Consider the following 15814-nt stretch of genomic DNA (forward strand, 5'->3'; position numbering starts at 1 on the left):
TCAGTCGACCTCGATGAACAGGGGAACGACGATGCGGGTTTCCTCACCCGTATCGTCATTGGTGATCACCAGCGTGACGGAATCGAGCGAGCGAAAGAATTCGATGGTCTGCCCGCCAAAGCTGATCGTGCCGCTTTCCTGCGGGTTTTCGCCGAAGATGGCGTCAACGATCTGCGAGGATAGGGCCGAGAGCAGGCGCGACTGCAACTGGCGTGCGAAAATATCGGCCTGCGATCCGCTCGAGGCGGCACGCGGATCGCGATAATCGTTCTGCGCATTGGCAGTGCCGAGGATGTGGTTCGAATTGAACGGATTGCCGTTGAATGTCGGACTGATCGGTTCGTGGACCAGATCCTGCGCCACGGCCGGCGTCGCGAACAGTATGAAAAGAGCTCCTGCGAGCCCAACCCCTGATTTAGACACCCCTGTCTCCCAAGTCGTTTTCTGCATGGCCTCCGCGACTATTGTTCGTCGGAGGCACGTAATCTTTGTTTTTTGTGCGACTCGAATTGGGGCTTAAATACATAGTGGGCTATCGGCAGGGAAGGCCCGTTTACCTCTCGTTAATCGCTGACCCAATTTGGGACAGCGGAAAAGCTAGCGGATTCAATGCAATCGGACGGCAATCTACGCCGCACGATTGAGGGCCTGACCCAAAATAGAAATGGGCGGCACCTTGCGGCACCGCCCACATCCTGATCCAGCAAGAGCCGGCCCCGCAGATGCGGGGGCGCGGTTTACTTGAGCTCGACGGTACCGCCGGCTGCTTCGATCTTGCCCTTGATTTCTTCGGCTTCCGCCTTGTTGACGCCTTCCTTGAGCGGCTTGGGCGCGCCTTCGACAAGAGCCTTGGCTTCGGTCAGGCCCAGGCCGGTGATGGCGCGGACTTCCTTGATGACCTGGATCTTCTTGCCACCGTCGCCGGTGAGGACGACGTCGAATTCGTCCTTCTCTTCAGCAGCGGCACCAGCGTCGCCACCGCCGGCAGGCGCAGCAACGGCAACAGCAGCGGCGGCGCTGACGCCCCACTCTTCTTCAAGCGCCGTGGCAAGCTCAGCGGCTTCCATGACGGTCAGCTTCGACAGTTCTTCAACAAGCTTGGCGATATCGGCCATGATGTTTCACTCCAAAAATAATAGGCCGGGGCGGACTGTTTGAATGCCCCGATGAATAAATCGCGATATGCGATGAACCTGGCTTACGCCGCGTCTTTGGCGCCATAGGCACCGAATACGCGGGCGAGCTTGCTCGCAGGGGCGTTGACGAGCTGGACAACCTTGGTTGCCGGCGCGTTGACGAGACCCACGATCTTGCCCCGCAGTTCGTCGAGGCTCGGCATCGAGGCGAGTGCCTTGACTCCGGCTTCGTCGAGCTTCTGCGCGCCCATCGAACCACCGACGATCTCGATCTTGTCGGTGGTTTTGGCGAACTCCACCACGGCCTTGGCCGCGGCGACCGGATCCTCGGAATAACCGAGGGCGGTCGGACCTGACAGGTACTCATCGAGACCTGCGTAGTCGGTGTCCTTGAGGGCGAGCTTGGCGAGGCGGTTCTTCGCAACCTTGTAGGACGCGCCGGCTTCACGCATCTTCGTGCGCAGTTCGGTCGACTGGGCGACCGAAAGGCCCAGGTTACGGGTCACGACGACCACGCCAGCCTGGTTGAAGACTTCGCTGAGCTGGGCGACCGAATCGGCTTTCTGCGAACGATCCATGCCATACTCCTTCACAATGGTCATACGGGATGGCTCCCGGACGACCGGCTACGTTTGTCCGTGCTGCACAAGGCAACACGGGCGGGTCCGTTGATGGGGAAGGAGATGCGCCACCATGCGATATGGAGCTGGCGCGAACCGACGATGCCCTGCGGCACCGCGTGAAAACTCTGTTCCCCGTCTAGGCTGGAAATTAAGACCGGCAGATCCCGGTCACCAACTGTCTCGGACGGATGAACGCCGGGCACAGAGAGGCCCGCCGTTGCGGGGCGGGCCTCTAAGCAATCTGCGGCGGGAGTCAAGCAAAAGCGTGACTCGTGCGATGCGGTCAGTAGCCGGTGGATTCGCTCTCGGTGCTGGCACCGGCTTCCGCTTCGACAGGAACCGGCTCGACCGGCTCGTCGCCCGGAACCACGTCGTTTTGCAGCGGGCCATCCTCGCCGGGCTGATACTCGGTGTCGGTCGCCTCGCCGGTCCCGGCCGTCACGGCATCGGGGGCGAGATCGGCCGTGTCGCCGCCATCGGGGTTTCCGCAAGCAGAAATCGCAAGTGCGAGGGGAAGGGCAAACAGAAATGCGGATTTGGTCACGGGGCAATCTCCTGATGGGTTCTCACATTCAAAGCGTGCCCTACCGCTTCGTTCCAATTGGAAAGGCCCGCCCCAGAGCGGACGGGCCTTTCACAATTTCCTGGTCCCCGCCGAAGCATCGGACCGTAAGATGGTTTACTCGGCAGCCGGAGCTTCTTCTGCCGGAGCAGCTTCGGTGGCGGCCGGGTCGGTCGCCATCGGATCGGCCATTTCGCCTTCGGCAGCCGGGGTTTCAGCAGCCATCGGTTCCATCGCGGGCGTTTCTTCGACGACCGGAGCTTCGACAGCAACTTCTTCTGCCGGGGTTTCTTCGGCAGCCTGTTCGCCGCAAGCAGCGAGAGTGAGGGCGAACGGCAGAGCAGCAACGAGAGCAATCTTCTTCATGATATTTGTTCCTGCGCCATGAGTGGCGTGGTCATAAAATAGCCTTATTCTCGCCCGGGAAAAGACACATTCTGCATTCCCGTCGTCATTTTGCGACGAACCGAGGCGAGCCTGCCGGCGCATCGGGCAGCAGACTGATCCCGCGCCGTTCGGCAGCCCGAATGGCGGCATAGGCAGTCGCGCCTGCCATGGTCAGCGCAAGATATCCGACAAGCAGGGAGTCGATCGCCATCGCCACCCAGTCGAGCGAAGTGGGTAGCACGAGTACCGCTAGGATCGCGAGGCCGTAGTGCGGGATCATCAGCGGCAGGAAACCGATCGCGAAGAGGCCTAGCGCATACCAGAAGCTGCCATTCATGATCGCAAACGAACGCACCGGCCCGATAGCCGCGTTGCCGACCGCCCAGGCGACCGCCCAGCCGATGAGATAAATGGTCAGGACCATCTCCAGCACGAACATGCCGCCGTCGAACCACGGGGTCGCCGCGGCGGATATGCCGAGCAATCCGGCTAGCGAGGGCCCGAACATGCCGAGCCAGCCGGTGACTACGAGTACGGCGAAGATTACGAGCCATAGAGCAAAGGCAGGCATCTCCATCCGTCCGGCTCGCTTCGCATTGTGGCCAAACACGATATAGCGCACGAACCAGTAGCCGGGCAGCTGGATGGCGAGGACTTTCAGAAAACCGAATTGCATGCGCAGGGTGTCGCCTTCGGCAGCGATCGCCCCTGCTTCGTCTACATACATTCCCGCCCGCATCTCGATTGCATGCTGGGCGAACTCGACCAGCACGGGGATCGCGAAAAGGATGGGGCAGGCAATGGCGAAGCGCCATGCGGAGCGGTAGATTGCTGTGGCATCGTTAAAGAACATCGGATTACTCCCTGTAAGTCAGCAGATCGCCCGGCTGGCAGTCCAGTTCGCGGCAGATTGCCTCGAGCGTGGAGAAGCGGATCGCTTTTGCCTTGCCGGTCTTGAGGATGGATAGGTTGGCGAGCGTCAGTCCGATGCGCTCGGACAGCTCGGTCAGTGTCATGCCGCGATCCTGCAACAGCTCGTCTAGCCTTACAGCGATGGCGTGGGTGTCCTCGGCAGGCATCAGACGGTGCCGTCCAGATCTTCGCGCATGGCAGCACCTTCACGGAAGACCCGCGCCAGCAGGAACAGCAGCAGCACGGCGAACCAGCCTGTAAGCGAGAACGTCCAGCCGAAATACTCGCCGCTGGCTTCGCTCGCCCAGATTGAAATCTGGCCGAATATAAGATCGAGAATGTTGACGACCAGCAGCGCCCAGCCGACGGTCGTCAGTCGCTTCGCATTTGTCTCGCTGAATGCCCGACCTTCGGCCGCGTCCCGGAGCAAGGCGATGAGCCGGGTGAAGATCAGATGGATGCAAACCGCCATCGGCACGACGAGGGCACATGCCGACACGAGCCAGGTCCACACGGCCTCGACCGCCTGCTGTCCCTGCACTTCGAAGGCCTGCGTAATGGCGGGATAGAAATGTTCGCTCGCCAGCAGCAGGGCGGCAAGGAGCAGTGTGAAAAGCACCGCGCCGATCCAGTTGAGCCAGTTTGCGATGCGTAGCAGCCAGATGGTGGTTCCGAACATGATCGAATCTCCCTTATCGATTTTCGATATGGAGCCGATCGGACTTATCGTCAATCGATAATATCGAAAAACGAGATGCGTGTCGGAGCGTCCGCCGCTTGACCCTACGCCGGTGGCTCCCTATATGCCCCCTCGACCGACCGCTTCGAGCGAGTCCGATTCATGCGCGGGGATCGGACCCAGGATGGAAGCGGCGTTTCCATATCGCGACGTTCTTGGAGAGCTGCAGCCGCCGCCCGACCGGGTGTGCATGTCCTGCGGCCTTTTTGCGTCCCGTATGGCTTCTCACGCGCATGAGATTTGAACTTCCGGCTCGTTCCCGTGTGATGCGGTGGGGCCGATGCAGCACAGACAAGAGGCACAGCACCTTTATGGCTACCAAGGCGAAGGCACCCCGCAATACATCTTCGGGCACCGCGAAACGGCGCATCCGCAAGATCTTCGGCGACATTCACGAAGTCGTCGACATGCCCAACCTGATCGAGGTCCAGCGCGAGAGCTATGAACAGTTCCTGCGCTCCGACAAGGAAAAGGGCCATGTTTCGGGGCTGGAGAAGACGCTCCGTTCCGTCTTCCCGCTGCGCGACTTCGCCGGCACTGCCGAACTCGATTTCGTCCATTACGAGCTCGAGCCGCCGAAATACGATATCGTCGAATGCCGCCAGCGCGGGATCACCTATGCTGCGCCGATGAAGGTCACGCTGCGCCTGATCGTGTTCGAAGTCGACCAGGAAACCGAGACCCGCTCCGTCCTCGATATCAAGGAGCAGGACGTCTACATGGGCGACATGCCGTTGATGACCGACAACGGCACCTTCATCGTCAATGGCACCGAGCGCGTGATCGTGTCGCAGATGCACCGTTCGCCGGGTGTGCTGTTCGACCACGACCGCGGCAAGACCCACAGCTCGGGCAAGCTGCTGTTCGCTGCCCGCATCATTCCGTATCGCGGCAGCTGGCTCGATTTCGAATTCGACGCGAAGGACATCGTCAACGTCCGTATCGACCGCAAGCGCAAGCTGCCGGTCACGGCGCTGCTTTATGCGCTCGGCCTCGATAGCGAGGACATTCTCCATCACTTCTACGACATCGTGACGTGGAAGCGCTCCACCGGCAAGAAGGGTGAAGGCTGGACCATTCCTTTCGTGCCCGAGCAGTGGCGCGGGGCCAAGCCGGCCTTCCCTCTCATCGACGCCAAGACGGGCGAGGAAATGTTCCCCGCCGGTCAGAAGATCAGCCCGCGTGCTGCCAACAAGGCCGCCAAGGACGGTCTCGAAACGCTGCTGCTGCCGACCGAAGAAATCTTCGGCCGCTATGCCGCGCGCGACATGATCGACGAAAAGACCGGCCGTATCTACATCGAGGCTGGCGACGAAGTCTCCGCCGAGAATCTCGAAGTGCTGGATGCCGCCGGCGTCGATGCACTCGACCTGCTCGATATCGATCACGTCTCCACCGGTGCGTGGATGCGCAACACGCTGAAGGTCGACAAGGCCGAGAACCGCGACGAGGGTCTCGAGGCGATCTACAAGGTGATGCGTCCGGGCGAACCGCCGACCAAGGAAACCGCCGAGGCCCTGTTCGAAGGCCTGTTCTTCGATGGCGAGCGCTATGACCTCTCGGCCGTCGGCCGCGTGAAGCTCAACATGCGTCTCGACCTCGATGCCGAAGACACCGTGACCACGCTGCGCAAGGAAGACATCCTTGCCGTGGTCAAGGAACTGGTCGACCTGAAGGACGGCAAGGGCGAAGTCGACGACATCGACAACCTCGGCAACCGCCGCGTCCGTTCGGTCGGGGAACTGCTCGAAAACCAGTACCGCGTCGGCTTGCTGCGCATGGAACGCGCGGTGAAGGAGCGCATGAGCTCGGTCGACGTATCGACCGTGATGCCGAACGACCTCATCAACGCGAAGCCCGCCGTGGCTGCGGTGCGCGAGTTCTTCGGTTCTTCGCAGCTCTCGCAGTTCATGGACCAGACAAACCCGCTGTCGGAAGTCACTCACAAGCGCCGCGTTTCGGCGCTTGGCCCGGGCGGTCTCACCCGCGAGCGTGCCGGCTTCGAAGTCCGCGACGTTCACCCGACGCACTATGGCCGCATCTGCCCGATCGAAACGCCGGAAGGCCCGAACATCGGTCTGATCAACTCGCTTTCGACCTTCGCCCGCGTCAACAAGTACGGCTTCATCGAAACGCCGTACCGCAAGGTCAAGGACGGCAAGGTGAGCGACGAGGTAATCTACCTCTCCGCCATGGAAGAGCAGAAGCACACGGTCGCGCAGGCTTCGGCCGAACTGACCGACGACGGCAGCTTCGTGGAAGAGCTCGTTTCGGCGCGTCACGACGGCGACAACTTGATGGCTCCGCGCGAGCACATCACCCTGATGGACGTTTCGCCCAAGCAGCTCGTCTCGGTTGCGGCATCGCTTATTCCGTTCCTGGAAAACGATGACGCCAACCGCGCACTGATGGGTTCGAACATGCAGCGCCAGGCTGTGCCGCTCGTGAAGGCGGAAGCGCCCTGGGTCGGCACCGGCATGGAAGAAACCGTGGCCCGCGACTCCGGCGCGGCCATCACCGCGACCCGCGGCGGAATCGTCGACCAGGTCGACGCGACCCGTATCGTGATCCGCGCGATCGGCGATGTCGAACCCGGCCAGTCGGGCGTGGACATCTATACGCTGCAGAAGTTCCAGCGTTCGAACCAGGACACCTGCATCAACCAGCGCCCCCTGGTGAAGGTCGGTGAAACGGTCGAGGCCGGCGACATCATCGCCGACGGTCCCTCGACCGATCTTGGCGAGCTGGCGCTGGGCCGCAACAGCCTCGTCGCCTTCATGCCCTGGAACGGCTACAACTACGAGGACTCGATCCTCATCTCCGAGCGTATCGTGAAGGACGACGTCTTCACCTCGATCCACATCGAGGAATTCGAAGTCATGGCCCGCGACACCAAGCTCGGGCCTGAGGACATCACCCGCGACATCCCGAACGTCGGCGAGGAAGCCCTGCGCAACCTCGACGAAGCGGGCATCGTCTACATTGGCGCCGAAGTGCACCCGGGCGATATCCTGTGCGGCAAGATCACGCCCAAGGGCGAAAGCCCGATGACACCGGAAGAAAAGCTCCTGCGCGCCATCTTCGGCGAAAAGGCCAGCGACGTGCGCGATACCTCGCTCCGCCTGCCGCCAGGCGTGGCCGGGACCGTCGTCGAAGTGCGCGTCTTCAACCGCCACGGTATCGAGATCGACGACCGTACGCGCGCCATCCAGAACGAGGAAATCGAGCGCCTCCGCAAGGACGCCAACGACGAACGCGCGATCCTCAACCGCGCGACCTACAACCGGCTGCGCGACATGCTGCTCGGCCAGACCGCTTCGGCAGCACCGAAGGGCGTGAAGAAGGGCACCGAGATCACCGAAGAGGTGCTTGAGGGGATCGACCGGCACGAGTGGTTCAAGTTCGCCGTGGCCGACGATGGTCGCCAGCAACAGATCGAGGCGGTCAAGTCGCAGTACGACGAAGCCGTCAAGACGATCGAAGAGAAGTTCGAGGACCGCAAGGAAAAGCTCGAACGTGGTGACGAGCTCGCCCCGGGCGTGCTCAAGATGGTCAAGGTCTTCGTCGCGGTGAAGCGCAAGCTTCAGCCGGGCGACAAGATGGCCGGCCGTCACGGTAACAAGGGCGTGATTTCTCGCATCCTGCCGGTCGAGGACATGCCGTTCCTGGAGGACGGCACCCCGGTCGATATCGTGCTCAACCCGCTGGGCGTGCCATCGCGCATGAACGTCGGACAGATCTTCGAAACGCACCTCGGCATGGCAGCCCGTAATCTGGGCATGCAGATCGGCGAGCAGCTCGAAGAGTGGAAGAAGGCCAATCCCAACGCTTCGGAAGATTACGCCAAGGCGAAGCCGCCCGAAGCCGTGATCGACAGGCTGAAGGATGTCTATGGCGAACAGTATACCGACGCTATCGACAGCCGCTCGACCGAGGAAATCGTCGAACTCGCGACCAATCTTCGTGCGGGCGTCCCGATGGGCACGCCGGTGTTCGACGGTGCGCGCGAAGGCGATGTGACAGTCGAGCTGGAGAAGGCCGGCCTGCACAGCTCGGGCCAGTCGGTCCTGTACGACGGGCGCACGGGCGATGCCTTCGACCGCAAGGTGACCGTGGGCATCATCTACATGCTCAAGCTGCACCACCTGGTCGACGACAAGATCCACGCGCGTTCGATCGGCCCCTACAGCCTCGTCACCCAGCAGCCGCTGGGCGGTAAGGCACAGTTCGGCGGCCAGCGCTTCGGGGAAATGGAGGTCTGGGCACTGCAGGCCTACGGTGCGGCTTACACGCTGCAGGAAATCCTCACCGTGAAGTCGGACGACGTGATCGGGCGGACCAAGGTCTACGAAGCCATCGTCAAGGGCGACGACACCTTCGAGGCCGGCATTCCCGAGAGCTTCAACGTTCTCGTCAAGGAAATGCGCAGCCTGGGTCTCAACGTCGAGCTCAAATCGCATGGCGAAGAGGGCGAGGACGACGACCCCTTCGCGATCGCGGCGGAATAGGGGAGCTTCGCGCTCCCCACCGCTCTTCCGCCCATTTGAATTCACCCGTTTAGGGAAAAAGTCATGAACGAACTGACCAAATTCACCAACCAGCTCGCGAAGCCCGAGACTTTCGACGAGATCCAGATCGGCATCGCCAGTCCCGAGCGCATCCGCTCGTGGTCCTTCGGCGAAATCAAGAAGCCGGAAACGATCAATTACCGCACGTTCAAGCCCGAGCGTGACGGGTTGTTCTGCGCGCGCATCTTCGGTCCGGTGAAGGACTACGAATGCCTGTGCGGCAAGTACAAGCGCATGAAGTACAAGGGCGTCGTCTGCGAGAAGTGCGGCGTCGAAGTCACCGTCACCAAGGTCCGCCGCGAGCGCATGGGCCACATCGAACTGGCCGCGCCGGTCGCGCATATCTGGTTCCTGAAGTCGCTGCCCTCCCGCATCGGCCTGCTGCTCGACATGCAGCTGAAGCAGCTCGAGCGCGTGCTGTATTTCGAAAGCTACATCGTCACCGAACCCGGCCTGACGCCGCTGGAGAAGTTCCAGCTGCTGACCGAGGACGAGCTGCTCGAGGCGCAGGACGAGTACGGCGAAGACGCCTTCTCGGCCAGCATCGGCGCCGAAGCGGTCAAGATGATGCTGATGGATCTCGACCTCGAGCAGGAGAAGGAAGACCTGCTGGAAGAGCTCGCGACTACCAAGTCCAAGCTCAAGCCCGCCAAGATCATCAAGCGCCTCAAGGTCGTCGAAAGCTTCATCGAATCGGGCAACCGCCCCGAATGGATGATTCTCGAAGTGATCCCGGTCATCCCGCCCGAGTTGCGTCCGCTGGTTCCGCTGGATGGCGGCCGTTTCGCGACGTCGGATCTGAACGACCTCTATCGCCGCGTGATCAACCGTAACAATCGCCTCAAGCGCCTGATGGAGCTGCGCGCGCCGGACATCATCGTCCGCAACGAAAAGCGCATGCTGCAGGAAGCCGTCGACGCATTGTTCGACAACGGCCGCCGCGGCCGCGTGATCACCGGTGCGAACAAGCGTCCGCTGAAGTCGCTCTCCGACATGCTCAAGGGCAAGCAGGGCCGCTTCCGCCAGAACCTGCTCGGCAAGCGCGTCGACTATTCGGGCCGTTCGGTCATCGTGACCGGCCCGGAACTCAAGCTGCACCAGTGCGGCCTGCCCAAGAAGATGGCGCTCGAGCTGTTCAAGCCGTTCATCTACGCCCGCCTCGACGCCAAGGGTCTCTCGATGACCCTCAAGCAGGCGAAGAAGTGGGTCGAGAAGGAGCGCAAGGAAGTCTGGGACATCCTCGACGAAGTCATTCGGGAGCACCCGGTCCTTCTGAACCGCGCGCCGACGCTTCACCGCCTCGGCATCCAGGCGTTCGAACCCGTGCTGATCGAGGGTAAGGCCATCCAGCTTCACCCGTTGGTCTGCGCCGCCTTCAACGCCGACTTCGACGGTGACCAGATGGCCGTGCACGTCCCGCTGAGCCTCGAGGCGCAGCTGGAAGCGCGCGTCCTGATGATGTCGACCAACAACATCCTCTCGCCCGCCAACGGCAAGCCGATCATCGTGCCTTCGCAGGACATGGTGCTCGGTCTCTATTACCTGTCGATGGAACGGCAGGAGAAGACGCCCGAATTCGTCGAGAACGAGAAGGGCGAGAAGGTCGAGAAGCTGCCGATGTTCTCGGACATGGCAGAGGTGCACCAGGCGCTGGAGACGAAGCAGGTTTCGCTCCACACCAAGATCCTCGCCCGTGTCCCGCAGGCCGACGAGGACGGCAACATCGCCATGAAGCGGTTCGAAACGACCGCCGGGCGCATGCTGATCGGCGAATGCCTGCCGAAGAACCACAAGGTTCCGTTCGACATCGTCAACCGCCTGCTGACCAAGAAGGACATCGCCGACGTCATCGACGAAGTCTATCGCCACACCGGCCAGAAGGACACGGTGCTGTTCGCCGACGCGATCATGTCGCTCGGCTTCCGTCACGCGTTCAAGGCCGGCATTTCCTTCGGCAAGGATGACATGATCATTCCCGAGGAGAAGGAAGGCCTGGTCGAGGAGACCAAGTCGCTGGTTGCCGATTACGAGCAGCAGTATCAGGACGGCCTGATCACCCAGCAGGAAAAGTACAACAAGGTCATCGACGCCTGGAGCCGCTGCGGCGACCAGGTGGCCGACGCCATGATGGAAAAGATCAAGGCTCGCCCGATCGGCAAGGACGGCGTGCAGGCAGAGATCAACTCGATCTTCATGATGAGCCACTCCGGTGCGCGTGGTTCGCCGGCGCAGATGAAGCAGCTGGCCGGCATGCGCGGCCTGATGGCCAAGCCGTCGGGCGAGATCATCGAGAACCCGATCATCTCGAACTTCAAGGAAGGCCTCAACGTCCTCGAATACTTCAACTCCACCCACGGCGCCCGCAAGGGCCTCGCGGATACGGCGTTGAAGACGGCGAACTCGGGTTACCTGACCCGCCGTCTCGTTGACGTGTCGCAGGACTGCGTGATCGTCGAGGAAGACTGCAAAACCGAGAACGCGCTGGAAATGCGCGCCATCGTGCAGGGCGGTTCGGTGATCGCCTCGCTCGGCGAGCGCATCCTCGGCCGTACCACGGCAGAGGACATCGTGAATGCCGCGACCGACGAGGTGATCGTCAAGGCCGGCACGCTGATCGACGAGCCGATGGTCAAGGAAATCGAAGCCGCCGAAACGCAGGTCGCCAAGATCCGTTCGCCGCTGGTCTGCGAAGCCCAGCAGGGCGTCTGCGCCACCTGCTACGGCCGTGACCTCGCTCGCGGTACGCCGGTCAACATCGGCGAGGCTGTCGGCGTGATCGCCGCGCAGTCGATCGGTGAACCCGGCACGCAGCTGACCATGCGTACCTTCCACATCGGCGGGGCCGCACAGCTCAACGAGACGAGTCACCTCGAGGCGATCTCGGACGGCAAGGTTGTCTATCGCGACATGCCGACCATCGTCGACAAGAAGGGCCGTATCCTCTCGCTCGCCCGCAATGGCGAACTGGCAGTGATTGATGCCGAAGGCCGCGAACGCGAAATCCACAAGGTGCCTTACGGTACCGTGTTGATGCACAAGGATGGCGGCAAGGTGAAGGAAGGCGAACGCCTGGCCGAATGGGATCCGTTCAGCCTGCCGATCATCACCGAGCAGTCGGGCGTGGTGAAATACCAGGACCTGATCGACGGCACGACCATGGAGGAACGCGTCGACGATGCCACCGGCATCGCCCAGCGCGTGGTGACCGAAACCAAGACCGCCGGTCGCAAAAAGGAAGACCTGCGTCCGCGGCTCACCCTCTTCAACGATGCCGGGGACGAGACCGAGGCCGCGCGCTACATGCTGGCGCCGGGCACCGTGCTCTCGATCGAGGACGGTCAGCAGGTCGAAGAGGGCGACATCCTTGCACGTGCTTCGCGCGAAGCGGCGAAGACCCGCGACATCACCGGCGGTCTGCCGCGTGTCGCCGAGCTCTTCGAAGCCCGCCTGCCCAAGGACAATGCGATCATCGCCAAGATTTCGGGCAAGATCGAATTCGTCCGCGAGTACAAGGCCAAGCGCAAGATCGCGATCGTTCCCGAGGAGGGAGATCCCGTCGAGTACCTGATCCCCAAGACCAAGGTGATCGACGTGCAGGAAGGCGACTTCGTGAAGAAGGGGGACACCCTGATTTCCGGCTCGCCAAACCCGCACGACATCCTCGAGGTGCTGGGCGTGGAGGCGCTGGCCGAATATCTCGTCAACGAGATCCAGGAAGTCTACCGACTGCAGGGCGTGAAGATCAACGACAAGCACATCGAGGTGATCGTTCGCCAGATGCTGCAGAAGGTCGAGATCACCGATGGCGGCGATACCGTTCTGCTCCCGGGCGAACAGGTCGATGCCGAGGAACTGGCGGAAGAGAACGCGAAGCTGGGCAAGGGTAAGAGCCCTGCGACCGGCACGCCGATCCTGCTCGGGATCACCAAGGCCTCGCTGCAGACTCGCTCGTTCATTTCGGCGGCTTCGTTCCAGGAAACCACCCGCGTGCTGACGCAGGCGGCGGTCGAAGGGAAGAAGGACACGCTGATCGGCCTGAAGGAGAACGTGATCGTGGGCCGTCTCATCCCCGCCGGCACCGGCGCGGGCATGAACCGGATGCGCATCACCGCCTCCAGCCGCGATGCTGCGCTCCGCGCGCAGTGGAAGAAGGCGCAGGAAGCGATCATCGCTGCGAATACCGCCGAGGAAGAGCACGAGGCGGAGCTCGCCCAGGGCCCCGAAGCGGCAATCGGCGACGATCCGCTGGCGACCATGGAAGGCGAAACCCACGGCACCGACGCAGATGCGGGCGATTACCTCAACGAGGACGCCAAGGACGGCGAATAAGCCCACCTGTCACGGTGACGAAAGAAATGGCCCCGCGGACGCCTAGTCCGCGGGGCTTTTTCGTGGTCTGCGGCTGCTGCCTGAGCGCGAGAGTGTTGGATTCTGTGGAAAACTGTCGCATAGTGCCACCCGGCGGGGAAACTGGCTGACGTCCGGGGGGGCACGAGGTGGCGCGCTTGAGATCTCTATGAGACAGCAGAGCGAGAAGGCGGAAGAGCGGCTGGCGCTGCAATGGCGGTTGCGCGATTCGCGCAACGGCGCCGCCATTCTCCTGCTGCCATCGCTCTTCGCAATCTTCGTCCTTGCCTATGTTTTCGCTGACGATGTCTCGCCCCTGCTGTTGCTTGCCTGGGCTGCCATCCAGTTCGTTCTGGTGGTGCTGCTCGCAACGCTGTTCGCAGGCTTCAATCCCGCGACTGCGCCGATGGACCAGCTGCGGCGGCGGTGGACCGCCGTGGGCGTGTCGCAATGCGCGGTGACCTGTGCCTGGATGGCGATCTTTCCTTTCGTCGGTCCGGTCGCCCAACCGCGCGAGATGGCGTTGCTCGGGATCGTCGCGACGGCGGTTTATTGCGCTGTCCTGATCGCCGACCGCAGCAGCCCAAAGGCGGCGAGTTTCCACATCGTCGGGCTGTCGGCATCGTTTGCATGGACGGTGTGGTCGATTGCCGGTCCGCAGGGCTGGCCCACCTTCCTTCTGATCGGCGTGTGCGGCGGGGTGCTGCTCGTCGCGGTCTGGTTGCAGGAACGCAACTTCAAGACGACGGTCCGGACCGAAACCGAACGCCGCGATGGCGAAGCCACGATCCGGATGCTCCTTAACGATTATCAGGAGCATACGTCCGACTGGCTCTGGACCACCGACGGCGAAGGTGCGCTGCGCGACGTGGGTCCCCGCCTCGCGACCGCCTTGAGCTGCGAGCCGGCCGCGCTCGAGGGGCAATCCTTCGCTGCACTTTTCCGGCCCTGCGAGAACCGGGACCAGTTCTCCCGCCATCTCGCCGAGCGGGCGCCATTCCGCGACTTGCTGCTCGAACTCACGATTGCCGGATCGCGCAGGTTCTGGCGTCTGACCGCCCATCCGCGCGAGGACGGACGCATGAGTGGCGTCGCCCGGGATGTGACTGACAGCCGCAAGGCCGAAGAACAGATCGCCTTCATGGCGCATTTCGACAAATTGACCGGGCTCGCCAACCGCCATCGCTTCGACGAGCGGCTGCGCGGGGTGCTGCGCGGCGACGACCGGGCGCGCGGCGATGTGGCGCTGTTCTGCCTCGACCTCGACGATTTCAAGGCGGTCAACGACACGGGGGGGCATCTGGCGGGAGATGCGGTACTGACTGAAGTCGCCCGCCGTCTCGAAGCGGAGGTGCGACCACAGGATATGGTCGCGCGGCTGGGCGGTGACGAATTCGCCATCCTGATCGAAACGCGTGCCGGAATGGGCATGCTGATCGAGCGTGCCCACCGCTTCCTCGCCGCGGTTCGCGAACCGTTCGAGATCGACGGACGCCTGCATCGCGTGACCACCAGTGTCGGCATTGCGCGATGCGTCGATGGAGAATCCGACGCAGCCGAGCTCGTTCGCCGCGCGGACCTCGCCCTGTTCGATGCGAAGCGCAAGGGGCGCGATCGCCTCGCTATTTTCGAAAGCGGGCTCGACCATGCCGCCCGCGAGCGGCGCGAACTGGAACGCGACCTTCGCGAGGCGCTCGCGCGGGAGGAACTCCGGCTGCACTACCAGCCGGTCATGGACCTCGATCAGGGAAAGACGACCGGCTACGAGGCGCTGCTACGGTGGCATCATCCGGCCCGCGGCCTCATCGCTCCGGCCGAGTTCCTGCATATCGCGGAGGAAACCGGACTGATCGTGCCGATCGGCGAGTGGGTCATCCGCCAGGCGCTGACCGAAACTGCCGGCTGGCCCGGAGATTTCCGCATCGCGATAAACCTCTCACCCACACAGGTTCGCGATCCGCAGCTCGTTTCGCAGATTGCCCGGATTCTTCACGACAGCCAGATCGCGCCCGGACGCGTCGAATTCGAGATTACCGAACATGTCCTGATGCAGGAAGGCGAGGGCGTTACCGAAGTGCTGCACCGGCTCAAGGGTCTGGGGACGCGCATCGCGCTGGACGATTTCGGCACCGGCTACAGTTCGCTCAGCTATTTGCGCCGCTTCCCGTTCGACAGGCTCAAGATCGACCGCAAGTTCGTCGAACACATCAGCGACGATCTCGGCAGTCAGGCAATTGTCTCCAGCATCACGCGCCTGGCCGACGCGCTCGGTATGGAGACGACGGCGGAGGGGATCGAAACCCGGCGTCAGTTGGACCTTCTGCGCAAGCTCGGGTGCCAGGAAGCCCAGGGGTATCTGATCTGCGAGCCTGCCCCGGCCACCGTCTTCGCTGGTCCCGAAGGCGTGGAAACCAGTCTCGGCGATCAAGGCGCGGCTGTCGTCGACTATCGCAAGGCGCGCGAAGAGGTCTTGCGACGTCGCGGCGGAAAGGTCGCCTGAACGCTCGCAAAGCCGGGCCCGCTCGGCTATCGGCTCGCGC

11 protein-coding genes are annotated in these 15814 nt (G+C 62.6%); 3 read left to right on the forward strand and 8 right to left on the reverse strand.

From position 1 onward, the window contains the following. The 8 genes from P8Q88_RS09075 to P8Q88_RS09110 form a co-directional block, all read right to left on the reverse strand. Positions 1 to 450: a curli assembly protein CsgF gene (locus tag P8Q88_RS09075; protein WP_278323531.1), complete on the reverse strand. Its 450-nt coding sequence runs from the start codon at positions 448 to 450 to the stop codon at positions 1 to 3. A 287-nt stretch (positions 451 to 737) separates the two neighbouring features. Beyond that, complete coding sequence (gene rplL, locus P8Q88_RS09080; protein ID WP_278323532.1) at positions 738 to 1115, reverse strand: 50S ribosomal protein L7/L12; 378 nt, start codon at positions 1113 to 1115, stop codon at positions 738 to 740. 83 nt (positions 1116 to 1198) lie between these two features. After that, complete coding sequence (rplJ, locus tag P8Q88_RS09085) at positions 1199 to 1714, reverse strand: 50S ribosomal protein L10 (protein ID WP_278323655.1); 516 nt, start codon at positions 1712 to 1714, stop codon at positions 1199 to 1201. Between the two features lie 328 nt (positions 1715 to 2042). Further along, on the reverse strand, positions 2043 to 2303 hold the full coding sequence (locus tag P8Q88_RS09090; protein WP_278323533.1) for a hypothetical protein: 261 nt from the start codon (positions 2301 to 2303) through the stop codon (positions 2043 to 2045). 135 nt (positions 2304 to 2438) lie between these two features. Next, positions 2439 to 2687 (reverse strand): hypothetical protein, encoded by a 249-nt coding sequence (locus P8Q88_RS09095; RefSeq protein WP_278323534.1) that lies wholly within the window; start codon positions 2685 to 2687, stop codon positions 2439 to 2441. 85 nt (positions 2688 to 2772) lie between these two features. Continuing rightward, a complete protein-coding gene (locus P8Q88_RS09100) occupies positions 2773 to 3561 on the reverse strand; it encodes a hypothetical protein (protein WP_278323535.1) in 789 nt (262 codons plus the stop codon). A gap of 4 nt (positions 3562 to 3565) precedes the next feature. Then, a complete protein-coding gene (locus P8Q88_RS09105; RefSeq protein ID WP_278323536.1) occupies positions 3566 to 3787 on the reverse strand; it encodes a helix-turn-helix domain-containing protein in 222 nt (73 codons plus the stop codon). After that, on the reverse strand, positions 3787 to 4299 hold the full coding sequence (locus P8Q88_RS09110; RefSeq protein ID WP_278323537.1) for a DUF2975 domain-containing protein: 513 nt from the start codon (positions 4297 to 4299) through the stop codon (positions 3787 to 3789). Before P8Q88_RS09110 ends, P8Q88_RS09105 begins: the two co-directional genes overlap by 1 nt. A gap of 371 nt (positions 4300 to 4670) precedes the next feature. Here P8Q88_RS09110 and rpoB point away from each other — a divergent pair, with 371 nt between their 5' ends. The 3 genes from rpoB to P8Q88_RS09125 all read left to right on the forward strand — a co-directional run bounded on the left by rpoB (position 4671) and on the right by P8Q88_RS09125 (position 15774). Next, positions 4671 to 8867 carry a DNA-directed RNA polymerase subunit beta gene (gene rpoB / locus P8Q88_RS09115; RefSeq protein ID WP_278323538.1) on the forward strand — a complete coding sequence of 1399 codons (4197 nt, stop codon included), beginning with the start codon at positions 4671 to 4673 and terminating at the stop codon, positions 8865 to 8867. A 63-nt stretch (positions 8868 to 8930) separates the two neighbouring features. Then, positions 8931 to 13256: a DNA-directed RNA polymerase subunit beta' gene (gene rpoC / locus P8Q88_RS09120; protein WP_278323539.1), complete on the forward strand. Its 4326-nt coding sequence runs from the start codon at positions 8931 to 8933 to the stop codon at positions 13254 to 13256. Positions 13257 to 13443: 187 nt separating this feature from the next. Next, positions 13444 to 15774, forward strand: a complete 2331-nt coding sequence (locus tag P8Q88_RS09125; RefSeq protein ID WP_278323540.1) for a putative bifunctional diguanylate cyclase/phosphodiesterase — start codon at positions 13444 to 13446, stop codon at positions 15772 to 15774. Positions 15775 to 15814: the final 40 nt, after the last annotated feature.

The organism is Qipengyuania marincola (assembly GCF_029688625.1).
Taxonomy (GTDB): domain Bacteria; phylum Pseudomonadota; class Alphaproteobacteria; order Sphingomonadales; family Sphingomonadaceae; genus Qipengyuania.